At 67.7% G+C, this 19,028-nt stretch carries 13 protein-coding genes; 9 read left to right on the forward strand and 4 right to left on the reverse strand.

Annotated features, from left to right (window positions below):
• Nucleotides 1-70 precede the first annotated feature (70 nt).
• The 9 genes from U741_RS0107700 to U741_RS0107740 all read left to right on the forward strand — a co-directional run bounded on the left by U741_RS0107700 (nucleotide 71) and on the right by U741_RS0107740 (nucleotide 13,418).
• On the forward strand, nucleotides 71-1,288 hold the full coding sequence (locus U741_RS0107700) for an MFS transporter (protein ID WP_052378603.1): 1,218 nt from the start codon (nucleotides 71-73) through the stop codon (nucleotides 1,286-1,288).
• A 61-nt stretch (nucleotides 1,289-1,349) separates the two neighbouring features.
• Nucleotides 1,350-1,715 carry a hypothetical protein gene (locus U741_RS0107705; RefSeq protein ID WP_152551536.1) on the forward strand — a complete coding sequence of 122 codons (366 nt, stop codon included), beginning with the start codon at nucleotides 1,350-1,352 and terminating at the stop codon, nucleotides 1,713-1,715.
• A 68-nt stretch (nucleotides 1,716-1,783) separates the two neighbouring features.
• Nucleotides 1,784-3,073, forward strand: coding sequence for a TolC family protein (locus tag U741_RS0107710; RefSeq protein WP_052378604.1), 1,290 nt, complete (start codon nucleotides 1,784-1,786; stop codon nucleotides 3,071-3,073).
• Nucleotides 3,066-4,412 (forward strand): efflux RND transporter periplasmic adaptor subunit, encoded by a 1,347-nt coding sequence (locus U741_RS0107715; RefSeq protein ID WP_052378605.1) that lies wholly within the window; start codon nucleotides 3,066-3,068, stop codon nucleotides 4,410-4,412. The genes U741_RS0107710 and U741_RS0107715 overlap by 8 nt, the downstream gene beginning before the upstream one ends.
• On the forward strand, nucleotides 4,409-7,558 hold the full coding sequence (locus tag U741_RS0107720; RefSeq protein WP_029889900.1) for an efflux RND transporter permease subunit: 3,150 nt from the start codon (nucleotides 4,409-4,411) through the stop codon (nucleotides 7,556-7,558). The genes U741_RS0107715 and U741_RS0107720 overlap by 4 nt, the downstream gene beginning before the upstream one ends.
• 115 nt (nucleotides 7,559-7,673) lie before the next feature.
• Nucleotides 7,674-9,119, forward strand: a complete 1,446-nt coding sequence (locus U741_RS0107725; RefSeq protein ID WP_029889901.1) for a TolC family protein — start codon at nucleotides 7,674-7,676, stop codon at nucleotides 9,117-9,119.
• Between the two features lie 2 nt (nucleotides 9,120-9,121).
• A complete protein-coding gene (locus U741_RS0107730) occupies nucleotides 9,122-10,573 on the forward strand; it encodes a multicopper oxidase family protein (RefSeq protein ID WP_084155059.1) in 1,452 nt (483 codons plus the stop codon).
• A gap of 86 nt (nucleotides 10,574-10,659) precedes the next feature.
• Nucleotides 10,660-11,070 (forward strand): MerR family transcriptional regulator, encoded by a 411-nt coding sequence (locus U741_RS0107735; protein WP_029889903.1) that lies wholly within the window; start codon nucleotides 10,660-10,662, stop codon nucleotides 11,068-11,070.
• Complete coding sequence (locus U741_RS0107740) at nucleotides 11,067-13,418, forward strand: heavy metal translocating P-type ATPase (protein ID WP_084154735.1); 2,352 nt, start codon at nucleotides 11,067-11,069, stop codon at nucleotides 13,416-13,418. Before U741_RS0107735 ends, U741_RS0107740 begins: the two co-directional genes overlap by 4 nt.
• A 120-nt stretch (nucleotides 13,419-13,538) precedes the next feature.
• Here the strand turns inward: U741_RS0107740 and U741_RS0107745 are convergent, their stop codons facing one another.
• The 4 genes from U741_RS0107745 to U741_RS0107760 all read right to left on the reverse strand — a co-directional run bounded on the left by U741_RS0107745 (nucleotide 13,539) and on the right by U741_RS0107760 (nucleotide 19,022).
• Nucleotides 13,539-14,045, reverse strand: a complete 507-nt coding sequence (locus tag U741_RS0107745; RefSeq protein ID WP_029889905.1) for an RT0821/Lpp0805 family surface protein — start codon at nucleotides 14,043-14,045, stop codon at nucleotides 13,539-13,541.
• 162 nt (nucleotides 14,046-14,207) lie between these two features.
• The gene (locus U741_RS0107750; RefSeq protein WP_052378606.1) at nucleotides 14,208-16,205 is read right to left on the reverse strand and encodes an LTA synthase family protein; all 1,998 of its coding nucleotides are present in this window, start codon (nucleotides 16,203-16,205) and stop codon (nucleotides 14,208-14,210) included.
• 65 nt (nucleotides 16,206-16,270) lie between these two features.
• Entirely contained in the window at nucleotides 16,271-17,599 is a 1,329-nt protein-coding gene (locus tag U741_RS0107755; protein WP_152551537.1) for a POTRA domain-containing protein, read from the reverse strand.
• 88 nt (nucleotides 17,600-17,687) lie between these two features.
• A complete protein-coding gene (locus tag U741_RS0107760; protein ID WP_161776154.1) occupies nucleotides 17,688-19,022 on the reverse strand; it encodes a sensor histidine kinase in 1,335 nt (444 codons plus the stop codon).
• Nucleotides 19,023-19,028 lie beyond the last annotated feature (6 nt).

Consider the following 19,028-nt stretch of genomic DNA (forward strand, 5'->3'; position numbering starts at 1 on the left):
CGGGTTGTCGGCGGGGCCCGTGAGCACTTCAGGCTTCAGCCCGTTCAACGCCTGCCACGCCGGGTAGACCATGTTTGACGTTTTGCGCCACCGTACCTACCGCAACCTGTTCTTCGCGCAGGTGGTGGCGCTGGTGGGCGCCGGGCTGGCCACGGTGGGCCTGAGCCTGCTCGCCTACGACCTGGCCGGTGCCGACGCGGCGGTGGTGCTGGGCACGGCGCTGGCGATCAAGATGATTGCCTACGTGCTGGTCGCGCCCATCGCGGGCGCCTACGCCAACCGTGTGCCGCGTCGCGCCCTGCTGGTGGCGCTGGATGGCGCGCGGCTGGCGGTGGTCTTGGCGCTGCCCTGGGTCACCCAGGTGTGGCAAATCTACATGCTGATTTTTTTGTTGCAGAGCAGCTCGGCGGCCTTCACTCCCTTGTTCCAGGCCACCCTCCCCGAGGTGCTGCCCGACGAGGCCGACTACACCCGCGCGCTGACGCTGTCGCGGCTGGCCTACGACCTCGAAAGCCTGCTCAGCCCCGCGCTGGCGGCGATGCTGCTGCTGGTGCTCAGCTACCACGGGCTGTTCGTGGGCACCGCGTTGGGCTTTGCGGGGTCGGCCCTGCTGGTGGTGTCGGTGGTGCTGCCGCCGCGACGTCGGGTCACCGAACCCCGTGGCATCGGCCGCAAGCTGACCGAGGGGCTGCGGCTGTATCTGGCCACCCCGCGCCTGCGCGGCCTGCTGGCCCTGACCTTGGCGGCGGCGGCGGGCAGCGCGTTGGTCATCGTCAACACCGTGGTCATCGTGCGCGAAGGGCTGGCCCGTGCCGAGAGCGCGGTGGCGCTGGCGCTGATGGCCTATGGCGCAGGTTCCATGGCCCTGGCGCTACTGTTGCCGCGCCTGCTGGCGCGCTACCGCGACCGCGCGTTGATGCTGGCCGCCGCCGCCGTCATGACCGTGCTGCTCACGGTTCTGGCCATGGCATGGCCGCAGATGGCCCCAACCGGGCAGTGGTGGCTCATGCTGACCGGCTGGGCGCTGCTGGGCATGGCCTACGCGGCCCTGGCCACGCCCGGCGGGCGGCTGCTGCGACGTTCCGCCAGCGCCGAGCAACTGCCCGCGCTGTTTGCCGCACAGTTTTCGCTATCGCATCTGTGCTGGCTGCTGGCCTATCCGTTGGTGGGGTGGCTGGGCAGTGCGCTGGGCACCGTCGCCGCCCTGTGGGGCATGGCCGCGCTGGCCCTGACCGGCACCGCGCTGGCATGGCGGCTGTGGCCGGTGGAAGAGGATTCGCCGCCGTAGCGCTGAGCACGCCGCTGGCTTGTTGCGGAACTGGCGTGCCGCGCTTAGAGTCTGAGCGGTCATGATCCGTCACCGCCACCGCCCGCTTGTGAATCTGCTGCTGGGACTCGTGTTCCTGGTGCAGGGCTACGCGGTGGCGGCTGGGCCAGCCGGGGCGATGACCCCGCCGCCGGACAGCGTGACGACCGCACCGGTGCCGCCCTGTCACGACATGCCGGTGACCCTGGCTTCGGATGAGCGCACCTCGTGCTGTGACGCGGGCTGCCCGCACATGGCGGCATGCGCGCTGGGCCACGCCTCGGTGGCGACGCTGCCGCTGCTGGTGCTGCCCGAGGCCGCCAGTCTGCGTGCGCCGGTGCTGGCGCTGAACCTGCCCGCAGCACGGCGCAGTTTGCCGATACGCCCACCGATTCCCCTGCACGGTTAGTTCCGTCGCCCGGCTCGATCTGAGCCGTTTGGGGCCGCGCTGCTCGGCCCGCTTGTGGAGTCACTCCCATGTCTGTCCTGACCTGCCGCGCCGCTGCGCGGTGCCTGCTGGCGCTGCTGCTGGCGTTGCCGCTGTTGGCGCGATCGGCCGATGCCGAAACGCCGCTGAGCCTTGATGAGGCCGTCACCCTGGCGCTGACCGAGCAGCCGCTGCTGCGCGGCATTGCCGCCCAGTCGCGCGCCCTGCGCGAGTCGGCCGTGGCCGCGCGCCAGTTGCCCGATCCGGAACTCAATCTTGGGCTGGTGGATTTGCCGGTGGACACCGACGAGGCCTATTCGCTTACCGATGACAGCGACACGCAGATCGTGGTGGGCGTCAAGCAGGCCTTTCCGCGTGCTGACAAGCGGCGACTGCGCGGCGAGGTGATGGTGCGCGACGCCCAGCGGCTTGATGTCGAGCAGTTGCGCACCCGTCGGCAAGTGCGGCGCGAGGTGGCGCTGGCGTGGCTGACGCTGTGGCGCGAGACCACCGCGCAGCGCCTCGTCGCGGCCCAGCAGGAAGACGCGCAAACGCAGGTGGCGCTGGCCGAGATTGCACTGAAAACCGGCACGGCCACGCAGGCCGAGTTTTTGGCCGCGCGGGTCGAGGCACTGACCCTGGCCGATCAGGTCAGCGCCAGCGCGCAGATGATCGAGCAGGCGCGCAGTGCGCTCAGCCGCTGGGTGGGCGAGGCGGCGTGGCGCCCGGTCGAACGGCGCCTTGCGCTGGCCCCGCCCCAGCCGTTGCCGACCTTGCTGGCGCAGACCCGGCGCCACCCCGAGCTTGCCGCCGCGCTTGCGCAGCGCGCTGTGGCCGACACCGGCACGGCGCTGGCCCGCGCCGAGTTCCAGGCCGACTGGTGGCTGGAGTTGGGCTACGGCCACCGCCCCGCGTTCTCGGAAATGGTGATGCTGCAAGTGGGCATGGACCTGCCGCTGTTCACCGCCCAGCGCCAAGACCGAAAACTCGCTGCGGCGCTGGCCCAGCAGGACGTTGCCGATGCCGCCGTAGACGATGTGCAGCGCCAGTTGCAGGCCGAATTGCGGCGCCTGCATGTGGATGCGCAGCGGCTCGACGCGCGGCTTACCGACTACGACGCCGGGCTCATCCCGCAAAGCGCCGCGCGCCGCGAGGCGGCACTGATTGCGTGGCGCAACGGTCGCGGTCTGCTGCGCGACGTGATTCAGGCGCGCCGCGACGAACTCACCTTGCAACTCAGCCAGCTTGACCTGCGCCACGCCCTCGCGCAGCGGCAGGTCCAGTTGGCCTATTTCGCCGTGGACGAAGCGTCCGCCACCCTGGAGCACCCTCATGAATAAGCGCCCCGTCGTCATCGTGGGCCTGGTCGTACTCACCGCTGCGGGGGGCTGGTGGCTGGCCGACGCCCTGGCGCCCGAAGCCGCGCATCAGCATCAGCTTGAACCGCAGACTGACGCGGCAGGCAATGTGTATTACACCTGCGCCATGCACCCGCAGGTGCGCCAGGACGCGCCGGGCAATTGCCCGATTTGCGGCATGAGGCTGAGCAAGCGCGAAGAAGCATCTGCGGGTGCCGAGCGCCAGGTGCTGTACTGGTACGACCCCATGCGGCCCGATCAGCATTTCGACCAGCCCGGCAAGTCCCCTTTCATGGACATGCAACTGGTACCGAAGTACGCCGCCGGAGACGGTTCGCGAGATGGCGGTCTGACCGTCGTCGAGATTGACCCGCGCATGGCGCAAAACCTTGGCATGCGCACTGCGCCGGTGACCCGCGGGCGCTTCTGGCAGCGGGTAGACGCCACCGGCAGCGTGGCGGTGGACGAGCGGCGCATGGTCACCGTCACCTCGCGCGCCACCGGCTGGGTCGAGCAACTGGCGGTGCGCGCGGTGGGCGAGACGGTGCGCGCCGGGCAGGTGTTGGCCCAGGTGTACGCCCCCGAGGTGCTGGCCGCCCAGCAGGAGTTGGCGCTGGCGCGCGAGCTTGACGACCCGGCGCTGATGGCCGCCGCCCGCAGTCGCCTGCGGCTGCTGGACGTACAGCCCGACGCCACGCCGCAGCGGCAGTTTGCCGTGGTGGCGCCGCAGGCCGGGGTGGTCACCGAGCTGATGGTGCGTGAGGGCGCCGAGCTGACCCCCGGCATGGCGCTGATGACCCTCGCTGACCTGACGCGCGTCTGGGTGCTGGTGGACATTCCCGAGGCGCAGGCGGACTGGGTCACGGTGGGCGCCCCGGCCGAGGCGCGGCTCAGAAGCCGGCCCGGCGAGGTGCTGACCGGCGAAGTCGAGTTTTTGTACCCGCAGCTCGACACGCCCACCCGCACCCTGCGGGCGCGGTTGGTGTTCGACAACCCCGACGGCCGCCTCAGGCCTGGCCTGTATGCCGAGGTGGCGCTGTTCGGTGGGCCGCGCGACGACGTCACCCTGGTGCCCAGCGAAGCGGTGATTCGCACCGGCACGCGCAGCGTGGTCATCCGCGCCGAAGCCGAGGGTCGTTACCGCCCGGTGGCGGTGACCCTGGGCGATGAACGTGACGGCCAGATCATCGTGCGCGATGGTCTGGCGGCGGGCGACGAGGTGGTGGTGTCGGGACAGTTTCTGATTGACTCCGAGGCCAGTCTGCTGGGCGCGTACCGCCGTATCGACGGGTCGGCCCCCGGCGCCGAGGCCCAGCCATGATCGCCGCACTGATTCGCTGGTCGATCCAAAACCGCTTTCTGGTGCTGCTGGGCGCGGCGTTGCTGGCCGCCTGGGGCATCTATGCCGCCCTGACCACGCCGCTGGACGCGCTGCCCGATCTGTCGGACACGCAGGTCATCGTCCGCACCACCTTTGACGGCCAGGCACCGCAGGTGGTGGAAGACCAGGTCACCTATCCGCTCACCACCGCGCTGCTGTCGGTGCCCTACGCCAGAACGGTGCGCGGCTACTCGATGTTTGGCGAAAGCTTTGTGTACATCTTGTTTGAAGACGGCGTGGACCTGTACTGGGCGCGCTCGCGGGTGCTGGAATACCTGTCGCAGGTGCAGGGCCGGTTGCCCGCAGGCGCCCGCGCCGAACTGGGGCCAGATGCCACCGGCGTCGGCTGGATTTACCAGTACGCGCTGGTGGACCGCAGCGGCCGTCATGACCTGTCCGAGCTGCGCGCCCTGCAGGACTGGTTTCTCAGGTTCGAGCTGAAGTCGGTCGACAACGTGGCCGAGGTGGCCACCCTGGGCGGCTTCAACCGCCAGTACCAGATCGTGCTCGACCCGGCGCGGCTGCGCGCCTATGGCCTGCCGCTGGAGGCGGTCATGGACGCCGTGCAGGATGCCAACGCCGAGGCCGGTGGCTCGGTGCTGGAACTGGCCGAGGCCGAGTACATGGTGCGCAGCCGCGGGTACCTGAAGAGCCTTGACGACTTTCGCAGCATTCCGGTGGGCGCGGGTGAGGGCGGCACGCCGGTGCTGCTGGGCGACGTGGCCACCGTGCAGCTTGGCCCCGACATTCGCCGCGGCATTGCCGAACTCGACGGTGAAGGCGAGGTGGTGGGCGGCATCGTCATCATGCGCAGCGGCGAGAATGCGCAGGCCACCATCAAGGCCGTCAAGGCCAGGCTGGCCACGCTCAAGGCGGGGCTGCCCGAGGGCGTCGAGGTCATCACCACCTATGACCGTTCGGTGCTGATCGAGCGCGCGGTCGAAAACCTGTCGGTCAAGCTGCTGGAAGAGTTCGCCATCGTCGCGCTGGTGTGTCTGCTGTTTTTATGGCACCTGCGCTCGGCATTGGTGGCCATCGTCACCCTGCCGTTGGGCATCCTCGCCGCCTTTGCGGTGATGCAGTCGCAGGGCATCAACGCCAATATCATGTCGCTGGGCGGCATCGCCATTGCCATTGGCGCCATGGTCGATGCGGCGGTGGTGATGGTCGAAAACGCCCATCGGCGGCTGGAAGAGGCCGAGCAAGCGTGGGCGTCGCGCGACCCTGACGAGGTGCCGCCGACGCCGCGCCCGTCACGGGTCACGGTGATTGCCGACGCGGCCGCCGAAGTCGGCCCAGCGCTGTTTTTCTCGCTGCTGATCATCACCGTGTCATTCGTGCCGGTGTTTCTGCTCGAAGCGCAAGAAGGGCGGTTGTTTGCACCGCTGGCCTTCACCAAAACCTATGCCATGGCCGCCGCCGCAGGCTTGTCGGTGACCCTGGTGCCGGTACTGATGGTCAGCTTCATTCGCGGTCGCATTGCCCGCGAAAATGCCAATCCGCTCAACCGCGCGCTGGTCGCCGTGTACCGCCCGGTCATCAACGCCGTGCTCGACCACCCGCGCCTCACGCTGCTGCTGGCCGGCGTGGTGCTGGCCTCCACACTGTGGCCGCTGAGCCGGCTGGGCAGCGAGTTCATGCCGCCGCTGGACGAGGGCGACCTGCTGTACATGCCCACCGCGCTGCCGGGGCTGGCGGTGGGCAAGGGCGCGCAGGTGTTGCAGCAGACCGACCGCATCATCAAGCGCTTTCCCGAAGTGGAGCGGGTGTTTGGCAAGATCGGTCGCGCCGACACCGCCACCGATCCCGCGCCGCTGGAGATGATTGAAACCACCATCATGCTCAAGCCGCGCGATCAGTGGCGCGAGGGCATGACCGCCGAGCGCCTGGTTGAAGAGATGGACGCGGCGCTGCGCATTCCCGGCATGGGCAACGTCTGGGTGCAGCCCATCCGCAACCGCATCGACATGCTGGCCACCGGCATCAAGTCGCCGGTGGGCATCAAGATTGCCGGGCCCGACCTGGGGGTCATCGACCAGATCGGCAGCGCCGTCGAATCGGTGGTCAAACAGGTACCCGGCACCGCCTCGGCATTTTCCGAGCGCGTGTCGGGCGGGCGTTACATCGAGATCAACCCCGACCGGCTTGCCGCTGCGCGCCACGGCATGAGCATTGCCGACGTGCAGCGCATCGTCGCGGTGGCCATCGGCGGCCAAAACATTGGTGAGACCGTCGAGGGCCTGCAACGCTTCCCCATCAACTTGCGCTACCCGCGTGAACTGCGCGATTCGCTGCCCGACCTGCGTGCCTTACCCATCGTCACCCGGGGCGGAGAAACCCTCACGCTGGGCAGTCTGGCCCGCATCGAGATCAGCGACGGCCCGCCCATGATCAAGTCCGAGAATGCCCGCCCCAACGGCTGGATCTACGTGGACATTCGCGGCCGCGACCTGGGCGGCTACGTGGCTGACGCGCAGCGCGCGGTGGCCGAGCAGGTGCAACTGCCGCCGGGTTATTCGATTGCCTGGTCCGGGCAGTTCGAGTACCTGGCGCGGGCCACGCAGCGCTTGCAGGTGGTGGTGCCGTTCACCTTGGCCATCATCTTCGTGCTGCTGTACCTGACCTTCGGCCGCGTCGGCCCGGCGCTGCTGATCATGGCGAGCCTGCCGTTCGCGCTGGTGGGCGGCTTCTGGTTGATTGCGCTGCTGGGCCACAACCTGTCGGTCGCCTCGGGCATCGGCTTCATTGCGCTGGCCGGCGTGGCGGCCGAGTTTGGCGTGATCATGCTCATCTACCTCGACAAGGCGCTGCGCGAGCGCGAGCAGCGGGGCCAGTTGACCACCGCAGCCGACCTGCGCGCGGCGCTGATCGAAGGCGCCGTGATGCGGGTGCGGCCCAAGGCCATGACCGTGGTGGTGATCATTGCCGGGCTGCTGCCGCTGTTCATCGGCACCGGGGCCGGCAGCGAGGTCATGCAGCGCATCGCCGCGCCCATGATCGGCGGCATGATCACCGCGCCACTGCTGTCGATGGTCGTGTTGCCGGCCGCGTATCTGCTGATGCGGCGACGCAGGATCGGTTTGTGAACAAGTCGGTGCATCCCTCGTTTACGCGCCCTGCGGGTCGGCTGACGCATGCAGGTGGTGTCTGCGACGACCGACGCGCGTCCCCAATCCACGCCCAGGCGAAGGAGTTCTTCCCGTGTACTTCGAAATATTGCTGAGCCCGCGATGGCAGGCCTTGCTGCTGTCGCTCTCCCTCTCGGCGTGCGCCAGCATGCCCAGCGACTGGGGCCGCGCCGAAGTGGCGCAAATGACCGCCGAGCGCGGCCGCGAATTGCCGAAGACGGCCGAGGCGCAGGCTTTCACCGAGCGCATCTTGCGAGCGCCCCTGACAGCCGAGGCCGCCGTTCAACTTGCGCTGCTCAACAACCCGGCGGTTCGGCTGGAAACGGCGAGACTCGGGTTCGCAGCGGCCGAGGTTTACGACGCTGGGCGACTGGCCAACCCGGTGTTCTCGGCCTCGCGGCTGACTTCCGATGACGCGTCCACGCGAGGCGCGCAGGTCAATCTGGGCATTGCCGTTAACTTTGTGAATCTGCTTTTGATGCCCGCCAACACGCGCTTTGCCGAGGCGCAGTTTGAGGCGGCCAAACAGGATGTAGCGGCGGCAACGCTGGACCTGGCTGCCCGCGTCGAGGCGGCATGGTTCGCCGCCGTAGGCGCCGAGCAACTGGCGCAGATGCGCGAGGCCGCCGCCCAAGCGCAAGCGGCGTCGGCCAACCTGTCGCAGCGCTTTTTCGAGGCGGGCAACATCACCCGCCGGGCGCAGGCGATGGAACAGGCGGCGGCCAGTCGAGCCCGGTTGGATGCCCTTTCGGCGCGGGCCGAGGCGGTGGCCACGCGCTCGGCGCTGAACCGGCTGATGGGCCTTGACGCCGGGCAGAGCAGCTGGACGCTGGACGCCCGGCTGGCCGAGCCGTTGGCCGATGACGATTCGCCGGACGCCTTGCAGCGCCTCAGCCTCGATAGCCGTCTTGACCTGGCCAGCCTGCGCAGCCGGGCCCGGGCCATCGCCGACCGCTACGGCGTTGCTCGGCGTACGCGGCTGATCGGCGGCGTTGAGCTGGGCGCCGAGCGCGAGCGTGAGTTCGATGGCAGCGTCAATACCGGGCCCACGCTGGCGCTGGAGCTGCCGTTGTTCAACTGGGGCGGCGGTCGCACCGCGGCCATCAAGGCGGCGCTGGACGAGACCGAGGCTGAGCTGGACGCACGGGTGCTTGATGTGTCGAACGCCGTGCACCTCGGGGCCGCCCAAGTCGCTGCCGCCAAGGCGCGGGCCGAGCAGTACCGCAGCGTGCTGGTGCCGCAGCGCGAGGTCATTGTCGCCGAGGCACAGAAAGAGCAGAACTTCATGTTGATCGGCATTTTTGAGCTGATCCTCGCCCAACAGCAGACCTACGACGCCTACGCCGGGTACATCGAAGCGGTGCGCGACTACTGGACCGCGCGTGCTGATCTGGCCCGCGTCGTGGGTCGCCGCCTGCCCAGCAGTGCGCAGGCCGCCGAGCCCACCCTGGACCCCGCCGACCTGCTGCATCCTGACGACCCAGCCCCTGCAACGCATGACCATGGAGGACATCACTGATGTTGACGCGACGCAATTTTCTGAACACCTTGACCGCCGGCGCGGCGGCGGCGCTGACAGCCCGTTCTGATGCCGCCACGGCGCAGCACGAGGGGCACGATATGTCCGGCATGAACCCGGACGGCGCCGCGCGGCCGCCGCCACCCGAGCGCGCTACCGCCACCAACGTCGAACGGCACGCTCAGGGCTACCTGCCGGTGCGCACCCTCAACGGCTGGACGCTGCCGTATCGGATGAACGACGGTGTCAAGGAATTTCACCTGGTGGCCGAAGAGATCGAGCACGAGTTCGCGCCCGGCTCACGCGCCAAATGTTGGGGCTACAACGGCACCACGCCGGGGCCAACCATTGAGGTGGTCGAGGGCGACCGGGTGCGTATCTTCGTCACCAACCGTCTTGGCGAATGGACCAGTGTGCACTGGCACGGCATTGATCTTCCGGCCGGTTATGACGGCGTGGGCGGGCTCAACCAGCCGCACATCAATCCGGGTGAAACCTTCGCCTATGAGTTCACCCTGCGACAGCACGGCACCCATATGTACCATCCGCACGCCGACGAAATGACGCAGATGGCGTTCGGCATGATGGGCCTGTTCATCATTCATCCCAAGGCCGGGGAAGACGTCGCCATCGACCGCGACTATGCGTTTCTGCTGCACAACTGGGCCTTGCATCCAGGCACCTACCGGCCCGATCCCGCCGTCATGCAGGCGTTCGACCTGTGGACCTTCAACAGTCGGGTGTTTCCCGCCACCGAGCATCTGGTGATGGCGACCGGTGAGCGCGCGCGTATCCGCGTCGGCAACCTGTCGATGTGGAATCACCCCATCCATCTGCACAGCAATCCATTCTGGGTGACCGGTAGTGATGGCGGACGCTGGCCGCGCAACCAGTGGCGGCGCGAGGTCACCGAGATCATTGGTGTTGGTCAGATGCGCGACATCGAATTCGTCGCCACCGAACCCGGCGACTGGGCCCTGCATTGCCACATGGCGCACCACACCATGGGGCCCATGGGGCACGACGTGCCCAACACCGTGGGCGTTGACCAGCGCGGTGTCGATGCCGAGGTGCGCAAATTTCTGCCCGGTTACGGCGCCATGGGGAAATTCGGCATGGCCGAGCACGGCAGCCACGTGGCGATGGGGTTGCCCGGTCCGGACAACACCCTGGCGATGATGGCCGGTGAAGGTCCCTTCGGTCCGATCGAGATGGGCGGCATGTTCACCGTACTTAAAGTGCGTGATGACCAGGCCGCAGACGACTATCGCGATCCCGGCTGGTACGACACGCCCAAGGACAAAATGGCCCGCAAGGTCAGCGCCGACCCTGACTTTGGCGACCCGCCACGCCGCGCGCCCTACGGCAAATCAACCGACGTCCCGCTGGCGCGGCCGGCCGTGCCCGACGCTGAGTCCATGCCGGGTATGGATCACTCTCAACATGGCCAGTGAGACCAGATTGCCGTTGCGCGATCGACTTGACTCTGGACCATAGTCCAGGGTTTAGACTGCGGTCCTGTTCTTGATTGGAGCGCTTTATGCAGACCCTGACCATCGGTGCGATTGCGAAGCAGGCCGGCGTGGGCATTGACACCATCCGCTACTACGAGCGCTCGGGGCTACTGCCCAAGCCGCAGCGGCGCGCCTCGGGGTACCGCGATTATTCGGCTGGGACGGTGAAGCAGTTGCGCTTCATCCGCCGGGCCAAGGACCTGGGCTTCACGCTGGAGGAGATTGGCGAGCTGATGTCGCTGTCGGTGCAGCGCGATGACGGGGTCAAGGGCGTCAAGGCGGCTGCCGAAACCAGGCTGGCGGTGGTGGAGACCAAGATCAAGGCGCTCCAGCGCATCCGGCTGGGTCTCAAGAAGCTCATTGCCGCTTGCCCCGGCGACGGACGTTTGGACCAGTGCCCGATCATCGCGGCGCTGAGCACGGAGGACGCAGCATGAAGGACTGCCACAAGCACCACACCCCGGCCGGATCATCCGGTCATGGGGACCACGCTGCCCCGGCCGTCGATCCGGTGTGCGGCATGCAGGTGAGCCCTGCAACCGCGCTGCGTCATGACCATGGCGGGTCGGCACACTTCTTTTGCAGTACGGGTTGCCGGGAGACCTTCAAGGCAAGCCCCGAACGGTATCTGACGCCGCCTGCCGAGCAACCGCCCGCGCCCGCAGGCACGATCTTCACCTGCCCGATGCACCCGGAGGTTCGGCAGGTTGGCCCCGGCGGCTGCCCGAAATGCGGCATGGCGCTGGAACCGGCAACGCCCACGCTGAACGACGGCGAGAATCATGAACTGACGGACATGACCCGGCGGTTTTGGATCAGCCTGATGTTGAGTGCGCCCGTGCTGGTGCTGACCATGAGCGAGATGATTCCGGCCCTCGATCTCAGTCGCCGGATGGGTCATGCCCTGTCGGCCTGGGTGCAGTTCGGACTGGCGACACCCGCCGTGTTGTGGGCCGGTTGGCCGTTCTTCGTACGCGGCTGGCAGTCGCTGGTGCACCGCAGTCTCAACATGTTTTCGCTGATTGCGCTTGGCGTCGGTGCGGCCTATGGGTTCAGCCTTGCGGCCCTGTTGTTGCCCGACTGGCTGCCCGCGTCCATCCGTATGGCCAACGGTATGCCGCCGCTGTACTTCGAGGCGGCCGCGGTGATCGTCACCCTGGTGCTGTTGGGCCAGGTGCTCGAGTTGCGTGCGCGCTCGCAAACGTCCAACGCCATTCGCTCGCTGCTGGCGTTGGCGCCAAAACGAGCCCATCGTCTCGACGAACAGGGCAACGAAACCGACACCGATCTTGAGCAGATTCAGGTGGGCGACCGATTGCGGGTACGGCCGGGCGAGAAGCTGCCGGTGGACGGCACCGTGCTGGAAGGGGCCAGTCACGTCGATGAAGCCATGCTCACCGGTGAACCCGATCCGGTGCGCAAAGGCCCGGGCAGCGAGGTGACCGGCGGTACCCTCAATGGCTCCGGCAGCCTGGTCATTCGTGCCGAGAAGGTGGGTGCCGACACGCTGCTGTCGCAGATTGTTCACATGGTCGCCGAGGCCCAGCGCTCGCGGGCGCCGATCCAGCGGCTGGCTGATCAGGTGTCGGCCTGGTTTGTTCCCGCCGTCGTCGTCATCGCTGTGCTTGCTGCCGTCGTGTGGGCGGTCTTCGGGCCGCCGCCTGCGGTGGCGCACGCCCTGGTGGTGGCCGTGTCGGTGTTGATCATCGCCTGCCCCTGCGCCCTCGGACTGGCGACGCCGATGTCGATCATGGTCGGTGTTGGCCGCGGCGCCCACGAGGGCGTGCTGATCAAGGATGCGGCGGCGCTGGAGGCGCTGGAACGTGTCGATACGCTGGTGGTCGACAAGACCGGCACACTCACCGAAGGCAAGCCCAGCTTGCAGGCGGTGGTGCCGCTGGCCGGATTTTCAGAACGCGAACTGCTGACGCTTGCCGTGGCTGTGGAATCGGCCAGCGAACATCCGCTGGCACGGTCCATCGTTGACGGCGCCAAAGCCAGAGGCATCGACTCGGCGCCCGCGGTCTTCGACTTTGAATCGGATCCCGGTCTGGGCGTCTGGGGGACCGCCAGTGGGCACTCGGTACGGGTGGGCAACGCCAAGCTCATGGCACGACACCAGGTCGAGACCCGCGAATTGCTGCGGCATGCCGACGCTTTTCGCGACCGGGGCCTGACGACGGTCTTTGTGGCGGTGGACGGCAAGCCGGCCGGTCTGCTGGGTATCGCTGACGCCATCAAGGCCACCAGTGCCGATGCCGTGAAGGCGCTGAAAGGCGAAGGCATCCGCATCATCATGCTCACCGGCGACAACGCCCGCACGGCGCAAGCTGTCGCCGACGCCCTGGGGCTGGATGAAGTGATTGCCGACGTGCTGCCGGCTGACAAGGCCAGTGTGGTCAGGCGCCTGCAAGCCGAAGGCCGAACCGTTGCAATGGCCGGTGACGGCGTGAACGATGCCCCGGCGCTGGCCCAGGCGCAGGTCGGTATCGCCATGGGCACAGGCACCGACGTCGCCATGCAATCCGCAGGCGTCACCCTGCTCAAGGGCGACTTGCGCGGCATCAGCAAGGCGGTTCGGCTGTCGCGGGACACGATGACCAACATTCGCCAGAACCTGTTCTTTGCGTTTGCCTACAACGCGCTTGGCGTTCCGATTGCGGCCGGCCTGCTGTTTCCGGTCTTTGGTGTGCTGCTGTCGCCGATGATCGCCAGCGTGGCCATGAGCCTGAGTTCCGTTTCGGTGATTGCCAATGCCCTGCGGATGCGCAAGGCCCGCTTATGAGCGCGTCTGTCGAATCGGCACGCCTACAGGGTGATCGGCTTGCCCGCGTCCAACCTTGAGATGCGCTTGTTTCGGGACGCAGGTGCCTGCCGATTCACCAACAAAGTCAACATGCTCACCTCACGGCGGCGGCGGCGGCGCGCGCCAGTCGTCGCCGATGCGTCTGGCCTCCGCCTCGGCGCTGAGCAAGTCGCCATTCGCACCATGGTCTGCGGTAACGGCGCGCCAGCCGCCGTCGGCATTGCGGCAGGCGGTGGCGCTCTGGCGTTGCGGCGGATCGGCCAGGTGGCTGACGTCAAATGATCGGCAGTGGCGGCCATCGGCGTGGCGCCGGGTGTCCAGCGGCCGCACTTCAATCACCGCATCGTTGGCAATCAGGGTGACGACGTGGCCCGACGGCGTGACCTCCAGCGCGCCGCTGTCCAGCGCCAGTGCGACGATATCGACGCCGGGTGCAGCGACGTCGCGGTCGCGCAGGTTCCAGCCCAGCGCGATGGCGCCGATCAGCGCGGCAATCCCTGCCAACCGGGCGCGGCGTATCCAGTGCAGGCCGCGTTCCCACCACGGCCGGGGCTTGCGCGCGGCGTCGTGGGCGGTCTGGCGGCGGCGGGGGTCAGCGTTGGGCATGCAGGGTTTCCGGCGGCAGGCGTTTTGTTGGCACAGGGTTTGTGAGGGCGCGACGCCGCTCGCGCGCCAGCAACTGTGTGCGCGATTGAAGCACGGCGATGGATGCGGCCCCCAAACGGGCTCGTTTGCGGTGCCGCAACCATCAGGCGCGGGCCCACCGTTTCAAGGGGATGCCGACGGGCCGTAGGCGGCGGCGCGATACAGCCAGTCCCCCAACTGCGCCGAGCCTTTCAGCGTGGCCGTGGCCGCCTCGGGCGGCGTTGAGGGGCCCGACAGGGTGTTGCCCTGCACCGCCCAGCGTTCGGCGTGGCCGCCGGGGTGCAGCACGTCCAGCGTGTCGTCTTCGAGCCAGCCGTGGCGGTTGTCGAATTGCAAGATGGCGCGCGGTACCGGGCCGCCTGCAATGCCGAACTCGGGCAGGGTGCTGCTGAGGTCGCGGCCCGGAAACGGCACCGTCGCGCTGACGCCCATCACCGACAGCAAGGTGGGGGCTAGGTCGATCTGGCTGGCGAGGCTGGTGATGGTCTGCGGCGCGATGTCGGCGCCCACCAGCAGGCCGGGAATCTGAAACCGGCGCAGCGGAATCACGTCGTCGCCGTACATGCGCACATCGTGATCGGCCACCACCATGATCAGCGTGTTGGCAAACCAGGGCTGGGTGGCGGCCGTGTCCAGAAAGCGGCCCAGCGCAAAGTCGGCGTAGCGCACCGCGCCCTCGACCGTGCCGGTTACTGCGGCGTCGGGCGGCAGTCGATCGGGGGGGAAATCAAACGGGGTGTGGTTGGACGAGGTGAACACCAGTTTGAAGAACGCCTGGTCGCGGTCATGCAGCGCGGCGGTTTCGGCCAGCGCACGGTCGAACAAGTCTTCGTCGGACACGCCCCAGCTTCCGGTGTGATGGGGGTTTACGTAGTCGTCGCGGTCAATCACCGAGTCGAAGCCGTTGCCCTGAAAGAAGCCGCGCATGTTGTCGAAATGTGAGCCGCCGCCGTAGATGAACTGGTTGTCGTAGCCCTGGGTGGCCAACACGCTGGCCAGGGTGGTGAAGCCGCTTTGTGCGCCTTCGCGTTTCAGGACGGCTGGCGCCGGCGAGGGGGGAAAGCCGGCCACGATGGCTTCAAGGCCACGTGCCGAGCGGGTGCCGGTGGCGTACAGGCGCTCGAACCACCAGCCGCGGCTGGCCCAGCGGTCCAGTTGCGGGGTGAAACCCTGACCGGACAGGCGACCCGAGAAGTCGGCGCCCTGGCTTTCGAGCACGACAATGATCAGGTTCAGCGGTGTGGCGCGCGGCGTCGTGGCGACCTGCCGATGGCGGGTGGGCGCGGCGGCGGGTGCCTCGGCGAACCGCACATCCATGGCCAGAAAGTCCCGCACGGCGATTTCGCTACGGCCACCATAGATGGCCTCGGCGCTGCGCTCGTGTTTCTGGGCGTACACCGCGTAACCGAAGCGGTAGCCGCTGTTGAGCGCCAGCTCGTTAATGAGCCCGTCGTTCCAGCGCGCGAACAGGGCCGGGTTGGCGGGGCGGTGATCGAGGCTGCCGCGAATCATCAACACCGTCGCCACCAGCAGTAGTGGCCAGATCAGCAGCAGGCGCCAGCGCAGCCCCAGCCCAGACGCAACCGGCGCCAGCACCCAGCGCAGGCCGGCCAGCGTGCCGCCCGCCCACAGCGCCACGCCCAGCAGCAGCGGCAGGCGGAAGCCATTCCACAGCATCGGCAAGATCTCGCGCAGGTCTTTCAGGTACTCCAGCGCGAGGTGATTGGGCCGTGCCTGGTACTCTGCCAGAAAGCTCGGCGTGGCCAGCTCAAGGGTCAGCAGTGTCAGCCCGGCGGCGACCCACCAGGCCCGCGTCAGGCGTGTCCAGACCTGGCCGCCGGGGCGCCCCAGCGCCGCCAGTGGCAGCAGCAGAATGGGCAGGCTCAGCATCCAGCCGAGGCTGATCAGGTCCACCCGCAGGCCGGTCCACAAAATGCTGCCCCAGGCGCCGGTGGCGGCCACGCGGTCGGCGTACAGCCCCAGCAGCAGGCCGCGGGTCAGGGTCCAGAACAGCAGTAATCCCAGGCTGATTAGCGCCAGATCCCGTAGCGGATGAAACCGCAGCGTGGCGTGGGCGGGGCGGCAGATCAGCGTGGGTGCGGCAAGGGTCAAGATCGTCATGGGGCCAGTCTGCGAGCCCGCTGCTGACCTCAGCATGGGCCGCGCATGAACGCTTGTTAACCCGCTCAGCGATCGCCCACTTTGTCGGCATAGAAGCGTGAACCGCCATCGTTGAGCGGCAGGGCAATGCCCAGCTCCACTTCAAAGTTGACCAGTCTGCGGGGGCGCAGGCGCAGGCCGGCATTGAGACTCAGGTGCGGGGTGCCGGTGATGGCCTCGCCCGGATACACGGCGTTGCCCATCTCCAGCCCGATGGTGCCGCGCAGGCTGTCCCAGATCAGCGGCCGCATGAACTGGATTTGCGCGAGGTAGAACTGCTGGCCCTCGAACGACCGGCGGTCAAAGCCTCTGAGTCCGTCGTTGCCGCCTAGCGCGAACGCGGGTCGGTTGCTGAGGCCGTTAATCGACAGGCCGTAGCGCAGCCCGAAGTCCAGTGTTTGGTGGGCGCGCATGCCGATGGCCAGTGACCGATTCCAGTCGGCCGTCAGCAATGCGTAGCTGTAGTCGGAGCCCAGCGATTGACCGGCCACCTCGTAGCGCAGGGAGAGTTGTTGCCCCTGGTCACTGAAGATCTGGTTATGAAAGCGGCGATAGTCCAGTTGGGTCACCAGCGCGTAGCTGGTGCCGTAGGCGCGAACCTGTTCGTTGCCGGCGATCTGGTGGTTGCGCCACAGCGGACCGGCGCTGAGGGTCCAGCCCTGGCTGGCGCTGCCGTCTTGCCCTAGCGCGTAGGTGGCCAACAGTTCGGCCTCGTTCAGCGTTTCATCGTAGACGGCAGGGTCGATAAACGGGGTGACACTGTGCGACACGCCGCCGCGCAAGCCGACATGGTTTCCGAGCAGAAACGGCGCGCTGTAGCGGGCGCGATAGCTCTGCTCCCGGCCGCGGTCGGCGTCGTTCGAGTCGCGGCTGCGGCCCAGCATTCTGAGGCTGTGATTCAGCCCCCAGAGGTTGCTCCAGCGGAGTTCGGCGCCCACGCTGTTTTGCCCGTCGCTGTTTGCCGACAGGCGCGGGTAGGCTTGCAGGTACCACTTTTCGGCCACGGTGAAGGTCAGTTCAATGCCGCTGTCCACGGTTTCGTGGTCCACCGCCACCGAGCGGAACAGCCCCAGGTCTTGAATGGCCTGGCGACTGGCCTCGACCTGCGCGTCGTCGTAAGCGTCGCCAACCCTGACCTTGAGTTCGCGCAGCAGGGTGGACGGCTGGGTGATTCGGTTGCCGGCAAAATGGATGTCGCGCACGATCAGTGGCTGGGCCGCCGCAAGCCCGCTGATCAGCATCAGCCCCAGCAGCGCCAGGGCGGCAAACCGACGGCCAGGTGGCCGCGCCGGGCGCAGCGTCAATCCCGCTGAAATACAGTGACCGGCGGCGAAAAAGAGCGGACGTGTATTCATGGCGCCATCTTCGGCGCCGACCACTGACCTTCAGATGGTCGCCGGGTTAACGTTGCTTCATGAAACGCAGCGGCCTCGCGGCGCGCCGCTACAAGGCGGGCAAGGTGACCGACAACTGCGCGCCCGCCGTGCGAGCCACAATCGACGCCTCGCCACCGTGCAGCCGGGCAATGGCGCGCACCAAGGTCAGGCCCAGGCCGTGACCCGGGGTCTGACGAGCGCGGTCGCCGCGCACCATGCGATTGAAGGCCTGCTCGGGGTTGGCGACGCCGGGGCCTTCGTCGCTGACCTCGACCACCGCAGTGTTCTCCTCGCGGCGCAGCGACAAGGTCACCGTCTGACCGGCCGGGCCGTACTTCAGTGCGTTGTCGAGCAGGTTGATGACGCACTGGAACAAGAGATGGCGATCGCCCCGCACCGTGCAATCGAGATCCGGCAGGTGCAGGTCGAGGCGCATGTTGCGCGCCCCGGCCTCAGCCTCGTAGAGCGATACGGCGTCCTGCAACACAGTGCTGAGCGACACGGTGGCGAACTGCGCGCGTGCCACCCCGGCCTCCACGGTCGCCAGTTGCAGCAAGGCGTTGAAGGTGCCCAGCACCCGGTCGATTTCAGCCAGCGTGTCGTTTAGCCAGTCGTGCAGTTGGTGCGCAGGCGGGGGTTGCCGCAGCGCCGCTTCCAGCCGCGCGCGGTGACGGGTCAGCGGTGAGCGCAGGTCATGGGCAATGGCATCGGTGGTGCCGCGCACACTGGCAATGAGCTGGTCGATGCGATCGAGCATGCGGTTGAGCGTGGCGCTGAGGGCGCCGAACTCGTCGCGGCTGCCATCGTGCGGAATGCGGTGTTTCAGGTCACCGTCGATGATGGTTTCGGCGCTGCGACGGATGGTGGCAATGGGGCGCAGCGCGGCGCGGTGGATGAGGGCGCCCAACACCAGTGACAGCACGAAGGCGACTGCCAGGCCGACGCCCGCTGCGCGATACACGTCGGCCATGACCGTGTGGTGCTCGATGGTGTCGAAGCCGACGAGGATGCGGCTGCCATCGGGCAGTGCGGCGGCTGCCATCAACCACTCGGTGGCGGGTTTACGGTCCGGGTTCGGCAGACGGATCAATGGGCCATCGACCGTAAGCTCCGGTGGCCAGCGCGGCCAGGCCCCGGCCAGCGATTGCCCTGCGGAATCTTCGAGGCGGTAGATGCGACCGTGATGGGGGCTTTCGAAGTCTTCGCGGATCCCGATCAGGCCGGTGACCCCTTCCAGGCCATCGATGGTGTAGTCGGCAACCAAGACCTCCAGTTCGGCCGTCACGCTCTCGTCAAGGTGCAGGCTCAGGTAGCGGTCGATCAACAGCACCATCAGCGCGATGACCCCGGCGGTGCTCAGCGTCACGATGCCGGCGTTGAGCAGGCTCAGGCGCGTTGCCACACTCAC

The sequence above is a fragment of the Polycyclovorans algicola TG408 genome (assembly GCF_000711245.1).
Taxonomy (GTDB): Bacteria; Pseudomonadota; Gammaproteobacteria; order Nevskiales; family Nevskiaceae; genus Polycyclovorans; species Polycyclovorans algicola.